This window comes from Streptomyces sp. NPDC020875, from assembly GCF_040641415.1.
In the GTDB taxonomy this organism is placed as follows: domain Bacteria; phylum Actinomycetota; class Actinomycetes; order Streptomycetales; family Streptomycetaceae; genus Streptomyces.
The window spans coordinates 132,202-149,861 of the sequence record NZ_JBFADP010000010.1 but is presented as its reverse complement, the minus strand read 5'-3'; the positions used below and the strand labels follow the sequence as shown (position 1 = coordinate 149,861).

Annotated in this window: 14 protein-coding genes and 2 CRISPR repeat arrays; of the genes, 8 read left to right on the top strand and 6 right to left on the bottom strand. The window is 70.2% G+C overall.

Annotated features, from left to right (window positions below):
- Positions 1-68 precede the first annotated feature (68 nt).
- Positions 69-233: a hypothetical protein gene (locus AB0G74_RS08400; protein ID WP_361141999.1), complete on the bottom strand. Its 165-nt coding sequence runs from the start codon at positions 231-233 to the stop codon at positions 69-71.
- A 716-nt stretch (positions 234-949) separates the two neighbouring features.
- On the opposite strand from AB0G74_RS08400, the gene AB0G74_RS08395 reads away from it, so the two are divergent.
- The gene (locus tag AB0G74_RS08395; RefSeq protein ID WP_361141997.1) at positions 950-2,008 is read left to right on the top strand and encodes a hypothetical protein; all 1,059 of its coding nucleotides are present in this window, start codon (positions 950-952) and stop codon (positions 2,006-2,008) included.
- A gap of 200 nt (positions 2,009-2,208) precedes the next feature.
- Positions 2,209-2,930: a CRISPR direct-repeat array (repeat unit 29 nt; unit sequence GGGACTATCCCCGCACGCGCGGGGAGCAC).
- 427 nt (positions 2,931-3,357) lie between these two features.
- On the opposite strand, the gene AB0G74_RS08390 is transcribed toward AB0G74_RS08395, so the two are convergent.
- Both AB0G74_RS08390 and AB0G74_RS08385 read right to left on the bottom strand, forming a co-directional pair.
- Positions 3,358-4,575, bottom strand: a complete 1,218-nt coding sequence (locus tag AB0G74_RS08390; protein ID WP_361141996.1) for a helix-turn-helix transcriptional regulator — start codon at positions 4,573-4,575, stop codon at positions 3,358-3,360.
- A gap of 154 nt (positions 4,576-4,729) precedes the next feature.
- The gene (locus AB0G74_RS08385) at positions 4,730-6,001 is read right to left on the bottom strand and encodes a helix-turn-helix transcriptional regulator (RefSeq protein ID WP_361141994.1); all 1,272 of its coding nucleotides are present in this window, start codon (positions 5,999-6,001) and stop codon (positions 4,730-4,732) included.
- Positions 6,002-6,274: 273 nt separating this feature from the next.
- On the opposite strand from AB0G74_RS08385, the gene AB0G74_RS08380 reads away from it, so the two are divergent.
- The 4 genes from AB0G74_RS08380 to AB0G74_RS08365 all read left to right on the top strand — a co-directional run bounded on the left by AB0G74_RS08380 (position 6,275) and on the right by AB0G74_RS08365 (position 9,377).
- The gene (locus AB0G74_RS08380) at positions 6,275-6,769 is read left to right on the top strand and encodes an N-acetyltransferase (protein WP_361141992.1); all 495 of its coding nucleotides are present in this window, start codon (positions 6,275-6,277) and stop codon (positions 6,767-6,769) included.
- A 145-nt stretch (positions 6,770-6,914) separates the two neighbouring features.
- Positions 6,915-7,139 (top strand): hypothetical protein, encoded by a 225-nt coding sequence (locus AB0G74_RS08375; RefSeq protein WP_361141991.1) that lies wholly within the window; start codon positions 6,915-6,917, stop codon positions 7,137-7,139.
- Positions 7,132-7,458 carry a hypothetical protein gene (locus AB0G74_RS08370; RefSeq protein ID WP_361141989.1) on the top strand — a complete coding sequence of 109 codons (327 nt, stop codon included), beginning with the start codon at positions 7,132-7,134 and terminating at the stop codon, positions 7,456-7,458. Before AB0G74_RS08375 ends, AB0G74_RS08370 begins: the two co-directional genes overlap by 8 nt.
- 9 nt (positions 7,459-7,467) lie before the next feature.
- Positions 7,468-8,661: direct repeats of the CRISPR family, unit length 29 nt; unit sequence GGGACCATCCCCGCACGCGCGGGGAGCAC.
- A 350-nt stretch (positions 8,662-9,011) separates the two neighbouring features.
- On the top strand, positions 9,012-9,377 hold the full coding sequence (locus AB0G74_RS08365; protein WP_361141988.1) for a hypothetical protein: 366 nt from the start codon (positions 9,012-9,014) through the stop codon (positions 9,375-9,377).
- A gap of 29 nt (positions 9,378-9,406) precedes the next feature.
- Here AB0G74_RS08365 and AB0G74_RS08360 read toward each other — a convergent pair whose 3' ends face one another.
- The 3 genes from AB0G74_RS08360 to AB0G74_RS08350 form a co-directional block, all read right to left on the bottom strand.
- Positions 9,407-10,375, bottom strand: a complete 969-nt coding sequence (locus AB0G74_RS08360; RefSeq protein ID WP_361141986.1) for a cation diffusion facilitator family transporter — start codon at positions 10,373-10,375, stop codon at positions 9,407-9,409.
- Positions 10,376-10,521: 146 nt separating this feature from the next.
- Positions 10,522-11,520, bottom strand: coding sequence for an acyl-CoA thioesterase II (locus AB0G74_RS08355; RefSeq protein ID WP_361141985.1), 999 nt, complete (start codon positions 11,518-11,520; stop codon positions 10,522-10,524).
- A 22-nt stretch (positions 11,521-11,542) separates the two neighbouring features.
- Complete coding sequence (locus AB0G74_RS08350; RefSeq protein ID WP_361141984.1) at positions 11,543-12,700, bottom strand: acyl-CoA dehydrogenase family protein; 1,158 nt, start codon at positions 12,698-12,700, stop codon at positions 11,543-11,545.
- Positions 12,701-13,119: 419 nt separating this feature from the next.
- Between AB0G74_RS08350 and speB the strand changes: the two genes are divergently transcribed.
- The 3 genes from speB to AB0G74_RS08335 all read left to right on the top strand — a co-directional run bounded on the left by speB (position 13,120) and on the right by AB0G74_RS08335 (position 17,555).
- Entirely contained in the window at positions 13,120-14,262 is a 1,143-nt protein-coding gene (speB, locus tag AB0G74_RS08345; protein WP_361141982.1) for an agmatinase, read from the top strand.
- Positions 14,259-15,950: a thiamine pyrophosphate-binding protein gene (locus AB0G74_RS08340; RefSeq protein WP_361141980.1), complete on the top strand. Its 1,692-nt coding sequence runs from the start codon at positions 14,259-14,261 to the stop codon at positions 15,948-15,950. The genes speB and AB0G74_RS08340 overlap by 4 nt, the downstream gene beginning before the upstream one ends.
- Before the next feature lie 675 nt (positions 15,951-16,625).
- Complete coding sequence (locus AB0G74_RS08335; protein WP_361141978.1) at positions 16,626-17,555, top strand: serine hydrolase; 930 nt, start codon at positions 16,626-16,628, stop codon at positions 17,553-17,555.
- Positions 17,556-17,660: the final 105 nt, after the last annotated feature.

Here is a 17,660-nt window from a genome sequence, read left to right as displayed (position 1 = left end):
CGGCGCGTCGGACCAGGGGGTGATCCAGGGGACGACGCGCCCCCGGAATGAGGGCAGTTCGGTCCCGTTCATCGGGCCACCGCCCGGTTCTCGTACACATCGAGGATGTGCTCGGGGCAGGTCGTGAGACCGGGCCGCACCTCGACCGGCGCGACGGTCTCCCGCGCGCAGACCTGGCACTTGTAGGTGTCGGCGACGGGGCGGGACTCGGCAAGCAGACTCTCCAGGGTCACCGAGGCCACCTCGCCGGTCGCGGAGTCGCGTGCCCCACACGGGGGAACGGACGGGCGATAGAGTCACGCATACGGCTGATCAGCTCCTTCGGAAAGCTGCTCGGTCCAGCCCCGGGGGATCGTTCCTAGGCGATCCGCCGGGGCGATTCGGGCGGAGAACGCCGCCATCGCCTGGTGGGCAGCGCCCGGCGTCGGGGAACGGCGTCCTGCCAGTGGACAGCCTTTAGACCCCCTGTGACCAGCGCATACGCATGACGAGTCCGACGTAAATGCCGTCATGGGGTGCCGACTTCAGAGGAATCGCGGCGAAGTCGTCACCTGCCCTTGCCTCGCCCGGTTCGTTATGGTCGAAAACGGGGAAGGGGCCTGTGACCGTGCGTAATGACGTACTAGCTGCTCATATGGTTGTTCTCGGGTGGTCGCCCGGGCGTCTGGCCCGTGCCGTCAACGCGGTACTCGGGCCGGGATGCGTCGCCCGTACGACTGTGGCCGACTGGGTGGGCAAGGGGCGGGTACCCCGTGATCCGCTGCCAACCGTCACGGCCCATGTCCTTGGTGAGGCTCTCGGACATCAGCTGACTCCCGCCGAGCTGTGGGGATCGGAGGTACGGCCCTCCACCGCCTGGGTACGGGCTGACGACGGGCTGCCCCCGCACACGGCCTCCGGAGCTACCGTGGAAGCGGCTACTCAGTGGGTTGTCCACGATGGGGGCGACATGGAGCGCAGATCCTTTCTGGCGGTCAGTGGTGCGGCTCTCACCAATCCCGCCGCCTTCACTTTTCCTTCCGGCCGGGCCGTTGCCCCCGGCGGCGCGGCTTCGCACGGTCCGGTCGTCACCGAGGCCGTTGCCGACTCCATCGCCGCGACCGTCGACGCGATCCGGCACATCGACGACGCCGAGGGCGGCAACCGCTCAACTCTTCACCACGCGCACCGCCATTTCACTCTGGTCGCCGACCACGTACTCGGCAACAGGTTCGCGACCTCGGAGATTCGCGTCCGTACCATCAATCTGTGGGCCCAACTCGCGCAGACTGTCGGTTGGATGGCGATGGACGCCGGACTGCACGGGCTGGCGCAACGCTATTTCCGTACCGGGCTCGCGGGCGCCCATGAGTCCGGCGACGCGGCCCTGACCTCCCACATCTACAGTTGCCTCACCTATCAAGCGACCACGTTGGGCCGACTTCGCGATGCCATCGACCTGGCCAACGCGGCGATCGTCACCGCCTCCGCCGCACCGCCGACAGTTCGTGCCCTTGCCGCCGCCCGGCACGCCCACGCCCATGCCGCCCTCGGTGACGTCCACGGATTCCGGCGCTCCACGGACGAGGCCCTGGAACACCTCGGCCACCCCGACGCGATCGGCAGTCGACCCCCATGGCTGTACTGGCTGACGGATCTCGATGTCGTCACCGGCCAGACCCTGATCACGGCGGCGTTCTCCGGAGCCCCCGACGCTCACCGGCTGCTGGCCGAGGCCGACCCCCTGATCACTCCTTGGCTCGGAACCCACGCCGAACGCACGGAGGACCGTGACGCCCTTCTGCACGGCACTTGGCTGGCCCGCTCCTACTTACGTCGCGATGAGCTGGAACAGTCGCTGACGACAGCCGCGTCGCTTGTCAGCTATGCGGCCACGGTCCGCTCCGCGCAGGTCACGGAGGTGCTCCGGACCCTGGACGCCGACTTCACCGCCCGCCCGGAGCTGCGTACGCACCCGGAGGTCATCGATCTTCGAGAACGCCTCAGACGCACTTCCGCAGCCGTATGACTCCATTTTCCGTCGGTGGCTTTGGCAGAAGGCAGCGCCGTGGTTCGTACGGCCGACCTGGCAGCAGGAGACCGGCGCGGACATCTGCGGGGACGTAAAGGAAGTCGTTCGGGCGACGGGGGCGAGCCGGACGCACGCGCCCTCGCCAACAACGGTATGACCACTCCGCCGTACTGCCAGCCAGTATCTGTGTCCGTACGGGCACTATCCCCGCACGCGCGGGGAGCACAATTTCACGGAGCCTCAGCATGGTGCGGCGGACGGACCATCCCCGCACGCGCGGGGAGCACTGGAGACTGCCGGCGGCGAGTTGCAGGGCTTGGGGACCATCCCCGCACGCGCGGGGAGCACACGATGATCGATCCGCCGGGCTCGAGGCGGGTGGGACTATCCCCGCACGCGCGGGGAGCACCCAGGACGACGACGAGCCCGCCCCGCCCCCGCCGGGACTATCCCCGCCCCCGCCGGGACTATCCCCGCACGCGCGGGGAGCACGTGGAGTCCGTGGGCGTGCGCGTGGTCGAGGAGGGACTATCCCCGCACGCGCGGGGAGCACCGTCCTCGTCCTCGCCCGGCTGGTCGGAGTCGAGGACTATCCCCGCACGCGCGGGGAGCACCCGACGGGAGACCGGGTCAGCGGCCACACGTCGGGACTATCCCCGCACGCGCGGGGAGCACCCGTATGGCGTAATTCGGCTCTGACCTTGGGTGGGACTATCCCCGCACGCGCGGGGAGCACTCGATGGTGAACGCCGGCGGCGCCGGGTGCATGGGACTATCCCCGCACGCGCGGGGAGCACGGGAGCGGGGTCACGTCCTGGAGGACGTAGTGGGGACTATCCCCGCACGCGCGGGGAGCACGAGCCGGAGTTCGGACCTGTCGAAGAGCCGGAGGGACTATCCCCGCACGCGCGGGGAGCACCCTTTCCCACCTGCGGGTTTGTCAGCCGCAGGTGCTGTTTTTCATTACTAGTGCCGACTCCGGCTTTTGTGGCGAAGGTGATGAATGGGGGCAGTGCTGGCTCTTGTTGTGCGGCGCGTTTCCTGTCCCCGTTCGTCGGTGTTGGGCGTTGACGATACGGGGCGCGGTGGGGTTGTGAAGTAGTTTCGCGGGCGCCGGGTCAGGACCTGTCCATGTTCCATGCCGACGAGGTGTGACGGGGTGTTGGTGATGTGCCACTGGTGGTCTGGGTGGGTTCTTGGTGGTTGAGATGGCTCGTGAAGGGGTTGATGGTGTACTGGATCTGGCCCGTGCGGCAGGCCACAGCAGCCCCAGACCTGAGGTAGCCAGCCTGTACCGCCCGGTACCCCGGGTCGGCGAGGGCGCTGCCGGCCTTCCGGAAGCTTGGCTACGGCTGGATTCCCAACCAGTTCGTGAAGGTACGCAGATCCTCGGTCGTACGGCGGTACTTCGTGGTGAGCGTGCGGGCGGTCTCCCGCGCAATGGGGTGGAACCGCGTCTGCTCCGGAGCAATCGCCCGGGCTCGTTTCAGATAACTCAGGGCATCCTCGCGCCGGTCGAGGTCCAAGTGCGCGCGGGCGACCGCTACGAAGTGGTGCCCCTGCCGGGTGCGCGCCATATCCGCCGGGAAACGGACATCGGCCGCCCGCTTGACCGCCTTACCCGGTTGCTTCAGCTCCACTTGAGCCGCCACGTCGTGGACCGCCACGTTCGCCGGGCCGAATGTCATGTGGTAATGCAACTGGTCGCGGCCGTCCGGAATCCGGTCGGCGAGTACGGCGGCTTCCCTGATGTGATCGGCCGTGAGATCGGTGTCCTGGGCGAACGATGCGATGGACGATTCCCGAAGGCGGATGCTTCCCAGCAGGGTGATACGGGCCGCGCCCCGCACCGCGTCGTCCGACTCCAGCTCTTCGCGCGCGGCCCGCAGAACGCCCAGGGCGCCGTCGTAATCACCGAAGGCATGGAACGAGTAGGAGTGGGTCCATTCGGCCAGTGCGCACATCAGCGGGTCGTCGGCGCTGGCTGCGGCCCACCGCATCCGATCTTCCAACTGGCCTGTCAGGTCCGCATATCCGAGGCGGAACGCCAGGCCGTGGGCCATGTAATAGCAGGAGGCCAGCAAACCGGCCACAGCCTTGCGCTTTCGCGCGTCATCCCCCAGATGAAATGTGGCCGTCAGCTCTTCCAACAGGCCGGGGAGCAGTGCACCGAGACGCGAGTACTTGGCGCTCTTGCGGTACTCGGCGGCCATCCGTACGTCGGCCTTCAATTCGGGCAAGGGCCGGGGCCGGGCGTAGGCATCTGTCGGAAGGTCGTACCGGCGTACGGCGGTACGGATCCCCTGGATCGGGCCGTGCACCTTCTGGTCTGCCGCGTTCTGGGACCGGTAGGGCTGGCCTGACAACTCCTCGACCGTACTGCGCAGCGCGCGGGCGGCGGAGATCAGGAATCCATTCGTCGGCAGCCGCTCTCCCCGTTCGACCTTCCGGACGGCCCCCAGGGACAGATAGGCGGCGTCGGCGAACTCACGCTGTGTGAAGCCGCTCAATTTGCGCAGGGACGCGATACGGGCTCCGATGTGCTCATCTCCGGTGTCAGACACACTGAACTCCGTTCTGGGCTTCGGCACTTACTACCCGTACTGTCACGCGGGTACGGGTGCACATTGCGCGGCGACGAACAAGGCGCGCTTCACCAGCGGCTGGATTCACTGAGCCGCTTCGGGCAACAGCACGGACTCACATGGCGCGTAGGGGTCAGAGGGCTGTCTTCGACGTCGCGGGGGAGAACCCGTCAGCCCTGTCGGGGCCGGTCGCGACCAGCCTTGAGACGCGCCGGAGCCGAGCCGTGGAGGCGCGGCCGACCTTCTCCAGGATGACGGACGGCAGCGCTTGGTGCCGGGCCCAGACAGGGTGATCGAGCAGTGCCCGCTCCAGAGTGTCCAGCGACGCGTCCCACAACTTCGCGTCGGCCTGTGCCATGGCCTTGTCCATGGCGTAGCGGCTGCGCGCGGCCCCGGACAGGAATGCTTCGTGATACGGCTCGATATCGGCGATCAGTCGCAGCGCCTGCCCTGTCTGGCCGAGAGCGACCTTGATCCCCACCGCCTGCGTGCTCGCCGTGACCGGTCCGAAGACCGTGCCATGTGCCCGAGCCTCGCGCCCCATCCGGGCCCCTGCGGCGTGGGACTGACTGAGGTAGTCACCGGCCAGCCCGCCGTTGCCGACACGGGAGGCGACGACGGCGGCGAAGTTGATATGCGATCCGTAGGCGACCAATTCGTCCGTCGTCGCCCGCGAGAAGCACGGCTCAATATCCGTGGCGGCTTTCTCCGCGAGTATCAACGACTCCTTGAGCCGTGCGTCCCTCAAGTAGATCCACGCGCGCCCCGACATTACGAGCGCGCTGCTCAGTCCGCTGTCGGCAAGGGACGCGACGGCCTGCGCGTGTCCGATCGCGGCGTAGGCGAGGTCCCGGGACCCCATCAAGTTCGCCACGTAGGCGGCGAGCCGATAGGCATCCGACAGGACTGTCCAAGCCTTCGCCTGCATGCCGTCTGGCTGTTCCCGTACGCAGGCCGCCGCCTCCGCGATCAGCGGGCCCGCCAAGGCCCCGGCGGCCACGTACTTGCCTTCCCAGTACAGCGCCCAGCACTGGCGAAGGTGTTCGGTCGTAGTGGTGAGCGTCGGTACCGTGAGGGTGCCGGGAAACAGACCGGCGGATGTGTCATGTACCGCTCTCGACAGCTCCCTGACCGTAGCCCGGTCGTCCTGCTCCATTCCCCGGCGCGGCCCCTGCTGTCCGAGGATCACAGCTGTATCCGCCCCGAGCGCCGACGAGATCAGAAGAAGCGTCTGCAAGGAGAGGCGCTTGTCCTGCTCGGCCTGCTGGATCGTCGCCAGGGACAGCCCTGCCATCTCGGCGAGGTCGGACTGCCGAAGCGTCTTCCCTCGAAGGATCTTGATTCGTTGACCTGTCGTGTACTCGCTCCAAGGCGCCATACGGGTCTCCTGGTTCTCATCCTCCACTGAGAACGGTACCGGCGGCGGTTTAGCCTGACACGGGTTCTCGATGCCTCAGCATTTCCCGGAAACCGGTGTCGCGCGGCTCCCCGCACGCGCGGGGAGCACCTGCCACGCGGAGGCGAGCGGGTCGCCCAAGGGATGGGAGAGTTCGCCTTGTTCACCATCGCCCCGATGCCAAGGCCGCCCAGGAGGCCGGACGGCCGAACAGGAGACACTGTGAGTAATCAGCAGCCGGTGATCGCTCTTCGCCGCCACGGACTTGATGACCTTGCCGCCGTGCGCCCCACACTCGCCGAGATCTACGCGGAGGTGTACGCCGACCGGCTCTCGGACCCCTTCTTCTCCGTTCAGGGCTTCGAAGACCGCCTCGACGGACAGGCGTCACTACCCGGATGGGAAGTCGTACTGGGCTACGCCGTCGATCAGCCGATCGGCTACGCATACGGCTCCAGGCTCCCCCAAAGGACCGGCTGGTGGTCCAAGATGCTCACTCCGCTCCCCGACGACTTCACCGACGAGTACGGCGGAGAACGCACCCTCGCCCTGTTCGAACTCATGGTCCGCGCGCCCTGGCGCAAGACCGGAGCTGCACGTCGTATCCACGAAGAACTGCTGGCCGATCGGCCAGAGGAGCGGGTCACTCTCCTCGTCGAGCCCACCCACCCCAAGGTCCAGACTCTGTACGAGGAGTGGGGCTACGAGAATGTCGGCCCCCAGCAGCCGTTTCCGGATTCCCCGATCTACGCCACGATGGTCCGCCAACTTCGGTGACCAGAACTGATCCAGTCCGCTCGGTCCTCCGACTGTGCGCGGCGGAGCGCCCCCGTTCTCCCTGCCTCTGGTGAGCCTCGCCCGATCGGGTGGCAGCGTCGAGCCCGGCCCACGCGCCCGGGTGGCGTCGAATAGACGTACCGCCATGGCCAAAGGAGACCGGCACCAGAAGAAGGACGTGGAAGCGGCTCTGAAACGAGCTGAGGCGTGCGGGATGAAGGTGACGTGCTCCCAGAACGGACATAACTGGGGAGTGGTCATCTGCTGCCCGTGCAGTGACATGGTGAGGGTGCACAGCACTCCCCGGAACCCTGGAGAAGAGGCGAAGAAGATTGACGTCTTCATCGGCAAGCACCGCAACTGTGCGTGAGTGGCATTTCAACCTGGTCCTCGACGCCCCGCTCACGCCGGAGCAGTCGGATGCCCTGGACTGGTCGGACCGCTTCAACGACGGACGGATCGGGCTGGCCGAAGCCCCGGGTTACTCCCGCTTCATCTGCATCTTCACGGCGGAATCCCTCACCGACGCCGTGGCGGAAGCCTTGTCGTTCTTCGAGGACCTTCCCGGTGTCCTGGTGAGCGGAGTCGAACTGGACGCGCTCGCCCTCGCCAACAACGGCATGACCACCCCCGCCGTGCTGCCTGCCGAACCCACGCCCTCCGGTGCCGCAGGACTCTCCCCGTCGTAGTCCTCGATGAGGTCCATCCCTGCACGCGCGGGGAGCACGGGCGCGACGCCGTGGAGCGCGCCGAGATCCCGGGACCATCCCCGCACGCGCAGGGAGCACTCGGACACCTGATCGTCCCAGACGACTCGGAAGGGAACATCCCCGCACGCGCGGGGAGCACCGGACAGGTACCGCGACGACGCCACCTGCGTCGGGGCCATCCCCGCACGCGCGGGGAGCACCACATGAGCGAGCGCATCATCTCGTCCGGACAGGGACCATCCCCGCACGCGCGGGGAGCACGGGGCCGCGATGAGCGGTCAGCACGAGTACGCGGGAACATCCCCGCACGCGCGGGGAGCACGACAGCGCCATCACGGTCGGCACGTACGTGGCGGGAACATCCCCGCACGCGCGGGGAGCACCTGTCCTGGGAGCAGCTCGGCATCGACTACCTGGGAACATCCCCGCACGTGCGGGGAGCACGTGATGCTGATGCCGGGGATCACGCACACGGCGGGACCATCCCCGCACGCGCGGGGAGCACCGGTTCCGAGCCCTTCGAGTTCCGGGCCAACGAGAGTGGGGACCATCCCCGCACGCGCGGGGAGCACGTCGTGAACCTCGCGCAGGGCGCGCTGGCGCTGGGACCATCCCCGCACGCGCGGGGAGCACCGAACGTGGACTCCGTGTGGTGTCGTAAGGCGGGGACCATCCCCGCACGCGCGGGGAGCACGATCCACCCGCCGGGGAAAGCCCAGCCCGGCGGGGACCATCCCCGCACGCGCGGGGAGCACGCACCGTCGAATTCCCCTGTTTCCTTTACGCGAGGACCATCCCCGCACGCGCGGGGAGCACAAGAGGCGGAAGCCCTGGGACTTGAGCGGCCGGGGACCATCCCCGCACGCGCGGGGAGCACGGCCGGGCGGGCTCGCCGCACGAGGTGCATAGGGGACCATCCCCGCACGCGCGGGGAGCACGTCGGGGCAGACGGCGCTGCCGCACTGGCACGGGGACCATCCCCGCACGCGCGGGGAGCACGAGAAGGCCAAGTCCCGCTACGGCGGCAACAAGGGACCATCCCCGCACGCGCGGGGAGCACCGACCCTCGCCGGGCTGTCGGCCGTGGTGAAGGGGACCATCCCCGCACGCGCGGGGAGCACGCCAAGCAGCACGGCGAGGCGGAGACCACCCGGGGACCATCCCCGCACGCGCGGGGAGCACAGTTTCCCACCTGCGGGTTTGTCAGCCGGGGGTGCCGTTTTTCATTACTAGTGCCGACTCCGGCATATGTGGCGAAGGGTGTGAATCAGGTGAGCTCTGGCGTTCGTTGTGCGGCACGCTTTCCGCCCCGTTCGTCGGTGGTGGCGTTGACGATACCGGGCGCGGCTCGGGCGGTAACCGGGCTCGCGTGGTGAGCAGTTGTTTCGTGCGCGGTCGGTGGCGGCCGGATCCGGCGAAGCCGGAGGCGCGTAAAACCGGTCGAGACGCCGTTCGGGCTTCTGTCACCATGCGTGGCATGACGACGAACCGAAAGGGCTATGCCGCGTAGACGGCCAGGACGCATCCGGGCGGTGACTCCGGACCGGCAGCGGGCACATCGCCCGAGGCCGGGCATCGATCGGCTCTCCTCGCGGGCGCTGGCCGAGATCCATCGGCTTGAGCGCACACGGAACTATCTCCAACCCGGTGACGTCAGTGCGGCGTTGCGTCGGTGGAAGGAGTACGTCCACAAGCCCGCGCGCGAGCTCTGGCATGACGACGAGTTCGGCAACGTGTGCTGGTACTGCTGCGGCGATCCTTTCGATGGCCGGGCGCTGCTCGACGGCGTGGTCCGGGCGATGTCGCCTCGTGGAGCCCGTGAGCTGCGCGAGATCGTCGAAGGGCTCGACGCCTTCATGGGGCCGCCTGACCCGGCCACGGACCGCCGGAGGCGATGAACAGGCTGAGCCGACCGTGTCTGGCGGCATCAGGGGCGCGGCGCCACCCCCGGTGTCGGGTCCAGGTAGACGCGGCGGATCGACGGGAGCAGTTCTCGTAGTTGCTGTTCCGCCTCCTCGCAGGCCCATTCCACCTGCGCCGCGCTCGACGCGTCGCGGAAGTCGACCTTGGCCGCGATCAGGATCTCCCGGGGGCCCTGGATCAGGGTCGTCAGTTCCAGTACGCGCACGATGTGCGGGACCGTGAGGATCTCCTCGCGGATCGCGTCCCGCAGGTCCGGCGGCAGGGGGCGGCCGATCAGGAGGCGGGCGTTGCTGCGGCCGAGGGCCCAGGCGACGTACACCAGCAGGACGCCGATCAGGATCGACGCCACCCCGTCGTAGACCGGCGAACCGCTGAGCTGGGTGCCGAGCAGGCCGGCCGCCGCGAGGAGCAGGCCCGCAAGGGCCGCCGAGTCCTCCATGACGACCGCCTTCACGGCCGTGTCGGGGGTGACGCGCAGATAGTGCCGGGGTGTGGCGTCGATCCGGGCGGCCTCCGCCCGTACCTGGCGCAGGCCGGTCCGGAGGGAGAACGCCTCCAGCAGGAACGCGGCGGCGAGGACGAGGTACGAGACGAGGGGGTCGCCGGGGTCCTCGCCGTGGGTGAGGGTGTGGATGCCGTCGTAGACGGCGAAGACCGCGCCGCCGACGAAGGTGGCGACCGCCGCGAGCAGGGCCCAGATGTACCGTTCGGGGCCGTAGCCGAGGGGGTGGTCGTCGTCGGCGGGCCGGTCGGAGCGGCGCAGGGCCGTCAGCAGCATCACCTCGGTGACGGTGTCGGCGACGGAGTGCGCGGCCTCGGAGAGCATCGCGCTGGAGCCGCTGAGGACGCCCGCGACCGCCTTGGCCGCCGCGATGCCCAGATTGGCGAGCGCCGCCACGATCACGGTGGTGGTGCTCTCCGGCGGGTCGTCCCCGTCCGGGGCCGGTCCGGGCGGGGTGTGCTGGTCGGTCATGGGCCGGACGGTATGCGCCCCGCCGCCCGCGCCCGGCGCGCCACGCCCGGTACGGACGGGCGGTACGGACTGACGGCCCGACGGACGTGGGGGATACGGGCGGGCGCGGCGGACGCCCGCCCCCGGGCCGGGAGCGCCGTGGTCCGTCAGCCGCGGGCCGCGCGGATGAGCCCCTCCTGGATCACCGAGATCGCCAGCCGCCCGTCCTGGGTGTAGATCCGCGCCTGCCCCAGCCCCCGGCCGCCCGCGGCGGACGGCGACTCCTGGTCGTAGAGCAGCCATTCGTCGGCCCGGAACGGCCGGTGGAACCACATCGCGTGGTCGAGGGAGGCGCCCATGACGTCGCCGACCGCCCAGCCGCCCCGGCCGTGTGCCAGCAGCACCGAGTCGAGGAGCGTCATATCGGAGACGTACGTCGCCAGACAGACATGGAGCAGCGGATCGTCGGCGAGCTTGCCGATGGTGCGGAACCAGACCTGCGAGCGGGGTTCGCGCACCTCGCCGACCGTGGCGTACGGCGGGGGCGCCGCGTACCGCAGGTCGATCGCCGCCCTGGCCTCCTTGAGCCGGTCGACGGCCGACGGGTCGGCGAAGTGCTGGGCGTACGAGGCCAGCATGTCGCCCGCCGTGGGCAGCGATTCCGGGTCGGTGGCGGGCGGCATCGGGGCCTGGTGCTCCAGCCCCTCCTCGTGGAGCTGGAACGAGGCGGAGAGATGGAAGATCGGGCGGCCGTGCTGGACGGCGACGACCCGGCGGGTGGTGAAGGAGAAGCCGTCGCGTATCCGGTCGACCGTGTAGACGATCGGCGCCCCGGGGTCGCCCATCCGCAGGAAGTACGCGTGGAGGGAGTGGGCCGTACGGTCCGGGGGGACGGTACGGCCCGCCGCGACCAGGGCCTGGGCGGCGACCTGGCCGCCGAAGACCCGGGGGACGATCGTGGGGCGCGACAGCCCGCGGAAGATATCGCGTTCGATCTGTTCGAGGTCGAGCAGTTCGAGCAGTCCGTCGAGCGCGCTCGTGGCGTCGTCGGGTGTGTCCGGTGTGTCGGGCGCGTCCGGCACACCCTCGGGCGGGGCGGCCGGTGTCCCGTGCGGTTCCGGCCGCCGCTGCTCCTGCGGCCGGTGTTCCGGTGATGGCGTGTTCATGGGAGAAGGTGTGCCCCGTGGCTCACAGTCCCATGGACTTCGCGATGATGGACTTCATCACTTCGCTCGTGCCGCCGTAGATCCGGTTGACCCGGTTGTCGGCGTAGAGCCGGGCGATCGGGTACTCGTTCATATAGCCGTAGCCGCCGTGCAGTTGGAGGCAGCGGTCGATCACCCGGTGCGCGACCTCCGTACAGAACAGCTTCGCCGACGCGGCCTCGGCGGCCGTCAGCTCGCCCGCGTCATGAGCCTCCAGCGCCCGGTCCACCACGGCCTCGGCCGCGTCGACCTCGGCCTTGCAGGCGGCGAGTTCGAACTTGGTGTTCTGGAAGGCGGCCACCGGCTGGCCGAAGACGGTGCGCTCGGTGACGTACTGCTGGGCGAACCGGATCGCGGCCGACGCCTGGGCGTACGCGCCGACGGCGATCGCCAGCCGCTCCTGCGGCAGGTTCTGGCCGAGGTAGGAGAAGCCCTTGTGCTCCTTGCCGAGCAGATCCCCGGCCGGGACCCTCACATCGGTGAAGGAGAGTTCGGCGGTGTCGGACGCCTTCAGGCCCAGCTTGTCGAGGGTGCGGCCGACCGCGTAACCCGGCAGGGACGCGTCCACGACGAACAGCGATATGCCGTGGCGGCGGTCCTCGGGGGTGGGCGGGGCGGTCCGGGCGCAGACGATCACCCGGTCGGCGTGGACGCCGCCGGTGATGAAGGTCTTGGCGCCGTTCAGGACGTAGTGCGTACCGTCGTCCGACAGCTTCGCGGTCGTCTTCATGCCCGCCAGGTCGGAGCCGGTGCCCGGCTCGGTCATGGCGATGGCGTACATGGTGGCGCCGGAGACGAAGTCGGGGAGCCAGCGCTTCTTCTGCTCCTCGGTGCCGTACGCCATCAGATACGGCAGACAGAGCGCGACATGGACCGAGGAGCCGCCGAAGGAGACCCCGGCCCGGGCGCACTCCTCGGTGATCACGGCCTGGAACTTGAAGGAGGACTCCCCGGCGCCGCCGTACTCCTCGGGGACCTCGATCCCGAAGACACCCAGCTCGCCCAGCTTGCCGTAGAAGTCGCGGGGCGCCTGCCCGGCGGCCAGCCACTCGTCGTACACCGGGACGACCTCGGCCTCGACGAAGGCGCGGATGGTCTCCCGGAACGCCTCGTGGTCCTCTTGGTAAACGCTGCGGCGCACGAACGCCTCCTTCTCGCCGGTATCCGTCCCGGTCCGTCCCGGTGTCCGGGGCCCGTCCCAGGTCTCTGTCCAAGCGCTTGCTCAGAACATTCCCGAGATCGAAGTTACCCGCTGGTCATCTCGGCTGTCCAGGGTCGGCCGGGGTGTGATATCGCTCCTGATCCCCCGGGTGACGGTACGGGGCGCGGCCTCGGCCGGGGTACGGTCCCCGGGCCCGGGCCCGGCCGGGCCCGGGCTCGACGGCCGGGTCGGCGCCCCGAGGGGCGGCCCCGGGTCGGCCCGACCGCGCCCGCTGGCTACCGTGGAAAGCGGGCGAACAGGAGGATCTCCACCGAGATCCCGACGCGGTACCCCACGCGGCCGTCACAAGCGGCGGCGTCAGCAGCAGACGCGGAAACGCAGGAAGAGGGCAACAGGGTATGAGCACCGCTCCGAACAGCGGCGGCACCGGCGGCACCGAGAGCACCGGTACGGCCGACGGCACCGCGCCGACCGCCCGGACCGCGCCGACCGCTGAGGCCGCTCACGCCGCGCCGACCGCCCAGACCGCCGGGGCCGCTCACGCCGCGCCGACCGCCGAGGCCGCCCAGGCCGCCGCTCAGGCCGCGCCGCGCGGGCCCGTCGACTCCTCCCGCATCCCCCGGTTCGCGGGCCCCGCGACCTTCGCCCGGCTGCCCCGCCTGGACGAGGTCGGCCGGACCGACGTCGCCGTCGTCGGCGTCCCCTTCGACGCCGGGGTCTCCTACCGGCCCGGCGCCCGGTTCGGCGGCAACGCCATCCGCGAGGCGTCCCGGCTGCTGCGCCCGTACAACCCGGCACAGGACGCCTCGCCCTTCGCCCTGGCACAGGTCGCCGACGCGGGCGACATCGCCGCCAACCCGTTCAACATCAACGAGGCCGTGGAGACCATCGAGGCCGCCGCCGACGGCCTCCTCGACACCGGCGCCCGCCTGATGACCCTCGGCGGCGACCACACCATCGCCCTGCCGCTGCTGCGCTCCGTCGCCAAGAAGCACGGCCCCGTCGCGCTGCTCCACTTCGACGCCCACCTGGACACCTGGGACACCTACTTCGGCGCCGAATACACCCACGGCACCCCGTTCCGGCGGGCCGTCGAGGAGGGCATCCTCGACACCTCCGCCCTCTCCCACGTGGGTATTCGCGGCCCCTTGTACGGCCGGGGCGACCTCACCGAGGACGAGAAGCTGGGCTTCGGCATCGTCACCTCCGCCGATGTCTACCGGCGCGGCGCCGACGAGATCGCCGACCAGCTCCGGCAGCGGATCGGCGACCGGCCCCTCTACATCTCCATCGACATCGACTGCCTCGACCCGGCGCACGCCCCCGGCACCGGCACCCCCGAGGCGGGCGGTATGACCTCCCGCGAGCTGCTGGAGATCCTGCGCGGCCTGGCCTCCTGCAACCTGGTCTCCGCCGATGTCGTCGAGGTGGCGCCCGCGTACGACCATGCCGAGATCACCTCGGTCGCCGCCTCCCACACGGCGTACGAGCTGACCACGATCATGAGCCGGCAGATCGCGGCCGGGAGGGCCGGACGGTGACCCACGACCACGACGTCGTACTGAAGCCGACGGCCCGGCAGACCGAGGCGGCGCTCAACCCGCCGCCCGGCCGCACCGGCGGCGACCTCGTCGTCGAGACCCTCCAGGGCCTCGGCGCCACCACCGTCTTCGGACTGCCCGGACAGCACGCCCTCGGCATGTTCGACGCGCTGCGCCGCTCGTCCCTCACCTATATAGGGCTGCGGATCGAGAACAACGCGGGCTTCGCCGCCGACGCGTACGGCCGGATCACCGGCGAGGTCGCCCCGCTGCTGCTCTCCACCGGGCCCGGGGCGCTGATGTCGCTCGCCGCCCTCCAGGAGGCGGCGGCGGCCTCCGCGCCCGTACTGGCGATCGGGAGCCAGGTGCCCGCCGCCGGGCTCGGCGGCGGCCGACACGGCTATCTGCACGAACTCCGCGACCAGCAGGCGTCCTTCCGGGACGTCGTCAAGTCCGTGCACACCGCCCGTACCGCCTCCCAGATCCCGTCCGTGATCGCCGACGCCTGGCGCTCGGCGCTGACCGCGCCGCACGGACCGGTCTGGGTCGAGATCCCGCAGGACGTACTGACCGCACCGACCGTGCTGCCCGTCGTCACGGCCGTGGACGCCACCCCGGAGGACGTCCTTCCGCGCCCCGAGCTGACCGCCGTCGCCGCCCATCTGCTCGCCGGTGCCGAACGCCCGGCGATCATCGCGGGCGGCGGAGTGATCCGCTCCGACGCCACCGGGAAGCTGCGGGCGCTCGCCGAACGGCTGAACGCGCCCGTCGTCACCACCTACGGCGGCAAGGGCGCCTTCCCCTGGAAGCACCCGCTGTCGCTCCGCTCCTGGGTGGAGGACCGGCACACCACGGACTTCCTGGAAGACGCCGACGTACTGCTCGTCGTCGGCTCCGGCCTCGGCGAACTCTCCTCGAACTACCACACCTTCGCCCCGCGCGGCCGAGTGATCCAGATCGAGGCCGACGCGGGGAAACTGGAGTCCAACCATCCGGGCATCGGCATCCACGCGGACGCCCGGATCGCGCTCTCCGCCCTGCTGGAGACCGCGCCCGAACGCCCCGACCCCGAGGCGCCGGGCCGGGTCCGGGCCCTGCTGGACCGTGTCCACGCCCGGATCGCCGCCCAGGACCGCACGCTGGAACAGTCGCTGCTGACGGCCGTACGGGACGCCCTGCCGGACGACTCGCCCGGCTTCTGGGACATGACGATCCTCTCCTACTGGGCCTGGGCCGCGTTCGACGCCCGCAAGCCGAACACCATGCACTCCGCCCAGGGCGCGGGCGGCCTCGGCTACGCCTTCCCGGCCGCGCTCGGGGCGGCCGTCGCCGACCCCAACCGGCCGGTGCTCGCGGTCTCCGGCGACGGCGGCGCCATGTACTCCATCGCGGAACTGGCCACCGCCCGCCAGTACGACCTGCCGGTGACCTGGCTCATCGTCGACGACGGTGGCTACGGCATCCTCCGCGAGTACATGACGGACGCCTACGGCGAGACCACGGGTACGGAACTGGCCCGGCCGGACTTCGTGGCCCTCGCGGAGTCCTTCGGCGTCCCCGCGCTCCGGACCACCCCGGAGACGCTGGCGGCGGACCTGTCGAAGTCCCTGGCCGCGGCGGGCCCCTCGGTCGTCGTCCTCCCCGCGACGCTCAAAATGTTCGCCGCGACGCACGACGCGAGCGCGTAGCGCTTCCGGGTGCCCGGGCCCGGGCCCGGCGGCTGCGGGTCCCGGGGCCGGGGCCTCGGGGCCGGGTCGCGCCCGGCGGCCTGGCGTTGTCCGCGGTCTGCGGGCCGTCTGTGGTTGTTCGCGCAGTTCCCCGCGCCCCTAGGCTGCCCTCCTGGCCGCTCTCGGAGAGAGACGGGCTCCTTCTGCCGGGGAGCGGCGCCCTTTTCAGGACCCGAGCCGGGGAGAGCTTTTAGGGGCGCGGGGAACTGCGCGCCAAGCCACGCACGGTCGGCAGACCGCCGACAACATCAGGTCGCCGGGCGGGACCCGGGTAGTTCGGGCGATGCCGTGGAGGGCCAAGGCGCTGGGGGTCCCCCCATTGCCGAAGGCATAGGGGGCGGAACTGCGCGACAAGCCACGACGGTGGTGCGGACCGCGAACAACGCCAGGTCGCCGGGCGCGGCCCGGGGGAGCTGAGCCACCGGCGGGCCGCGGGCCGCCGACAACGTACGGCCGCCGGGCGCGGCCCGGACCCCGAGAGGCCCCCCGGCGAGGGCATGTCACTGGCGTGTAACTGTTCGCCCCCTCCCGCACCCCCTCGCACAACCTTTCACCCCCCTGTCAGTCATCTCCTGCGACGGACGCACCGAACGGATGTGCGTCCGTCGCATCGACTCCAGGGGATGGGAACCTTCCATGACTCGCCGCCGCACCGCGATGACCGCGGCGCTCGCCGCCGCCGCATTGGTGCCCACGCTGCTGTCGGCCGCTCCGGCCGCCGCCGCCACACCGCAGGTCACCTGCGTGTCCAAGAAGCCCGGGCTCGCCACGAAGCTCGTGAAGGACATCAACGCCGCCCTCAAGGGCCGTCAGTCGACGACCGCGATCTATCTGTACGACCGGATCTCCGACACCACCTGCCAGCTCCGCGGCAGTACCAAGTTCGATTCCGCCAGCATCGTGAAGTCGACGGTGCTCGCGGCGCTGCTCCACGACGCGGAGCGGGCGAAGCGGAATCTCACCACCCGTGAGAAGACCCTCGCCAAGGCCATGATCACCAAGTCCGACAACGACTCCACCACGGCCCTGTGGAAGCAGCTGGGGACGGCGAAGATCCAGCGGTTCCTGACCGCCGCCGGAATGACGCAGACCGTGCCCGGGGCCAACGGCTACTGGGGGCTGACCCAGATAACCGCCCGGGACCAGGCGATCCTGCTGTCCCGGCTGGCCCGGAAGAACACGGTCCTGAACGACGCGTCCCGGACCTACGCGCTCGGTCTGATGCGCGATGTCGTCCCGTCGCAGCGCTGGGGCACCCCGGCGGGCGCGCCGTCCACCGCGACCGTCCAGCTGAAGAACGGCTGGCTGCCCCGGAAGACGTACGGCTGGCGCGTCCACAGCATCGGCGCCTTCACCGGCAAGGCCCACGACTACTCGATCACCGTGCTGACCCAGAACAACAAGACCATGCAGGACGGTGTGAACACCATCCAGGCCGTGGCCAAGGCGATCCACAAGGACATCACGCCGAAGGCGCGGGGCGTCTTCGTCCCGACCGGGGTGCCGCAGGGGTCCGTGCCCGCCACGCCCGAGATGGGCCCGATCAGCTCGATCAAGGCCGGCTGACCCACCGCTGCACCGATTCACGGCTGCACCGATTCACCGCTTCATCGGGTCACCGACCCGCCGACGCCCGGCGCGCGCCCTCCGTGCGCGCCGGGCGTACGCGTG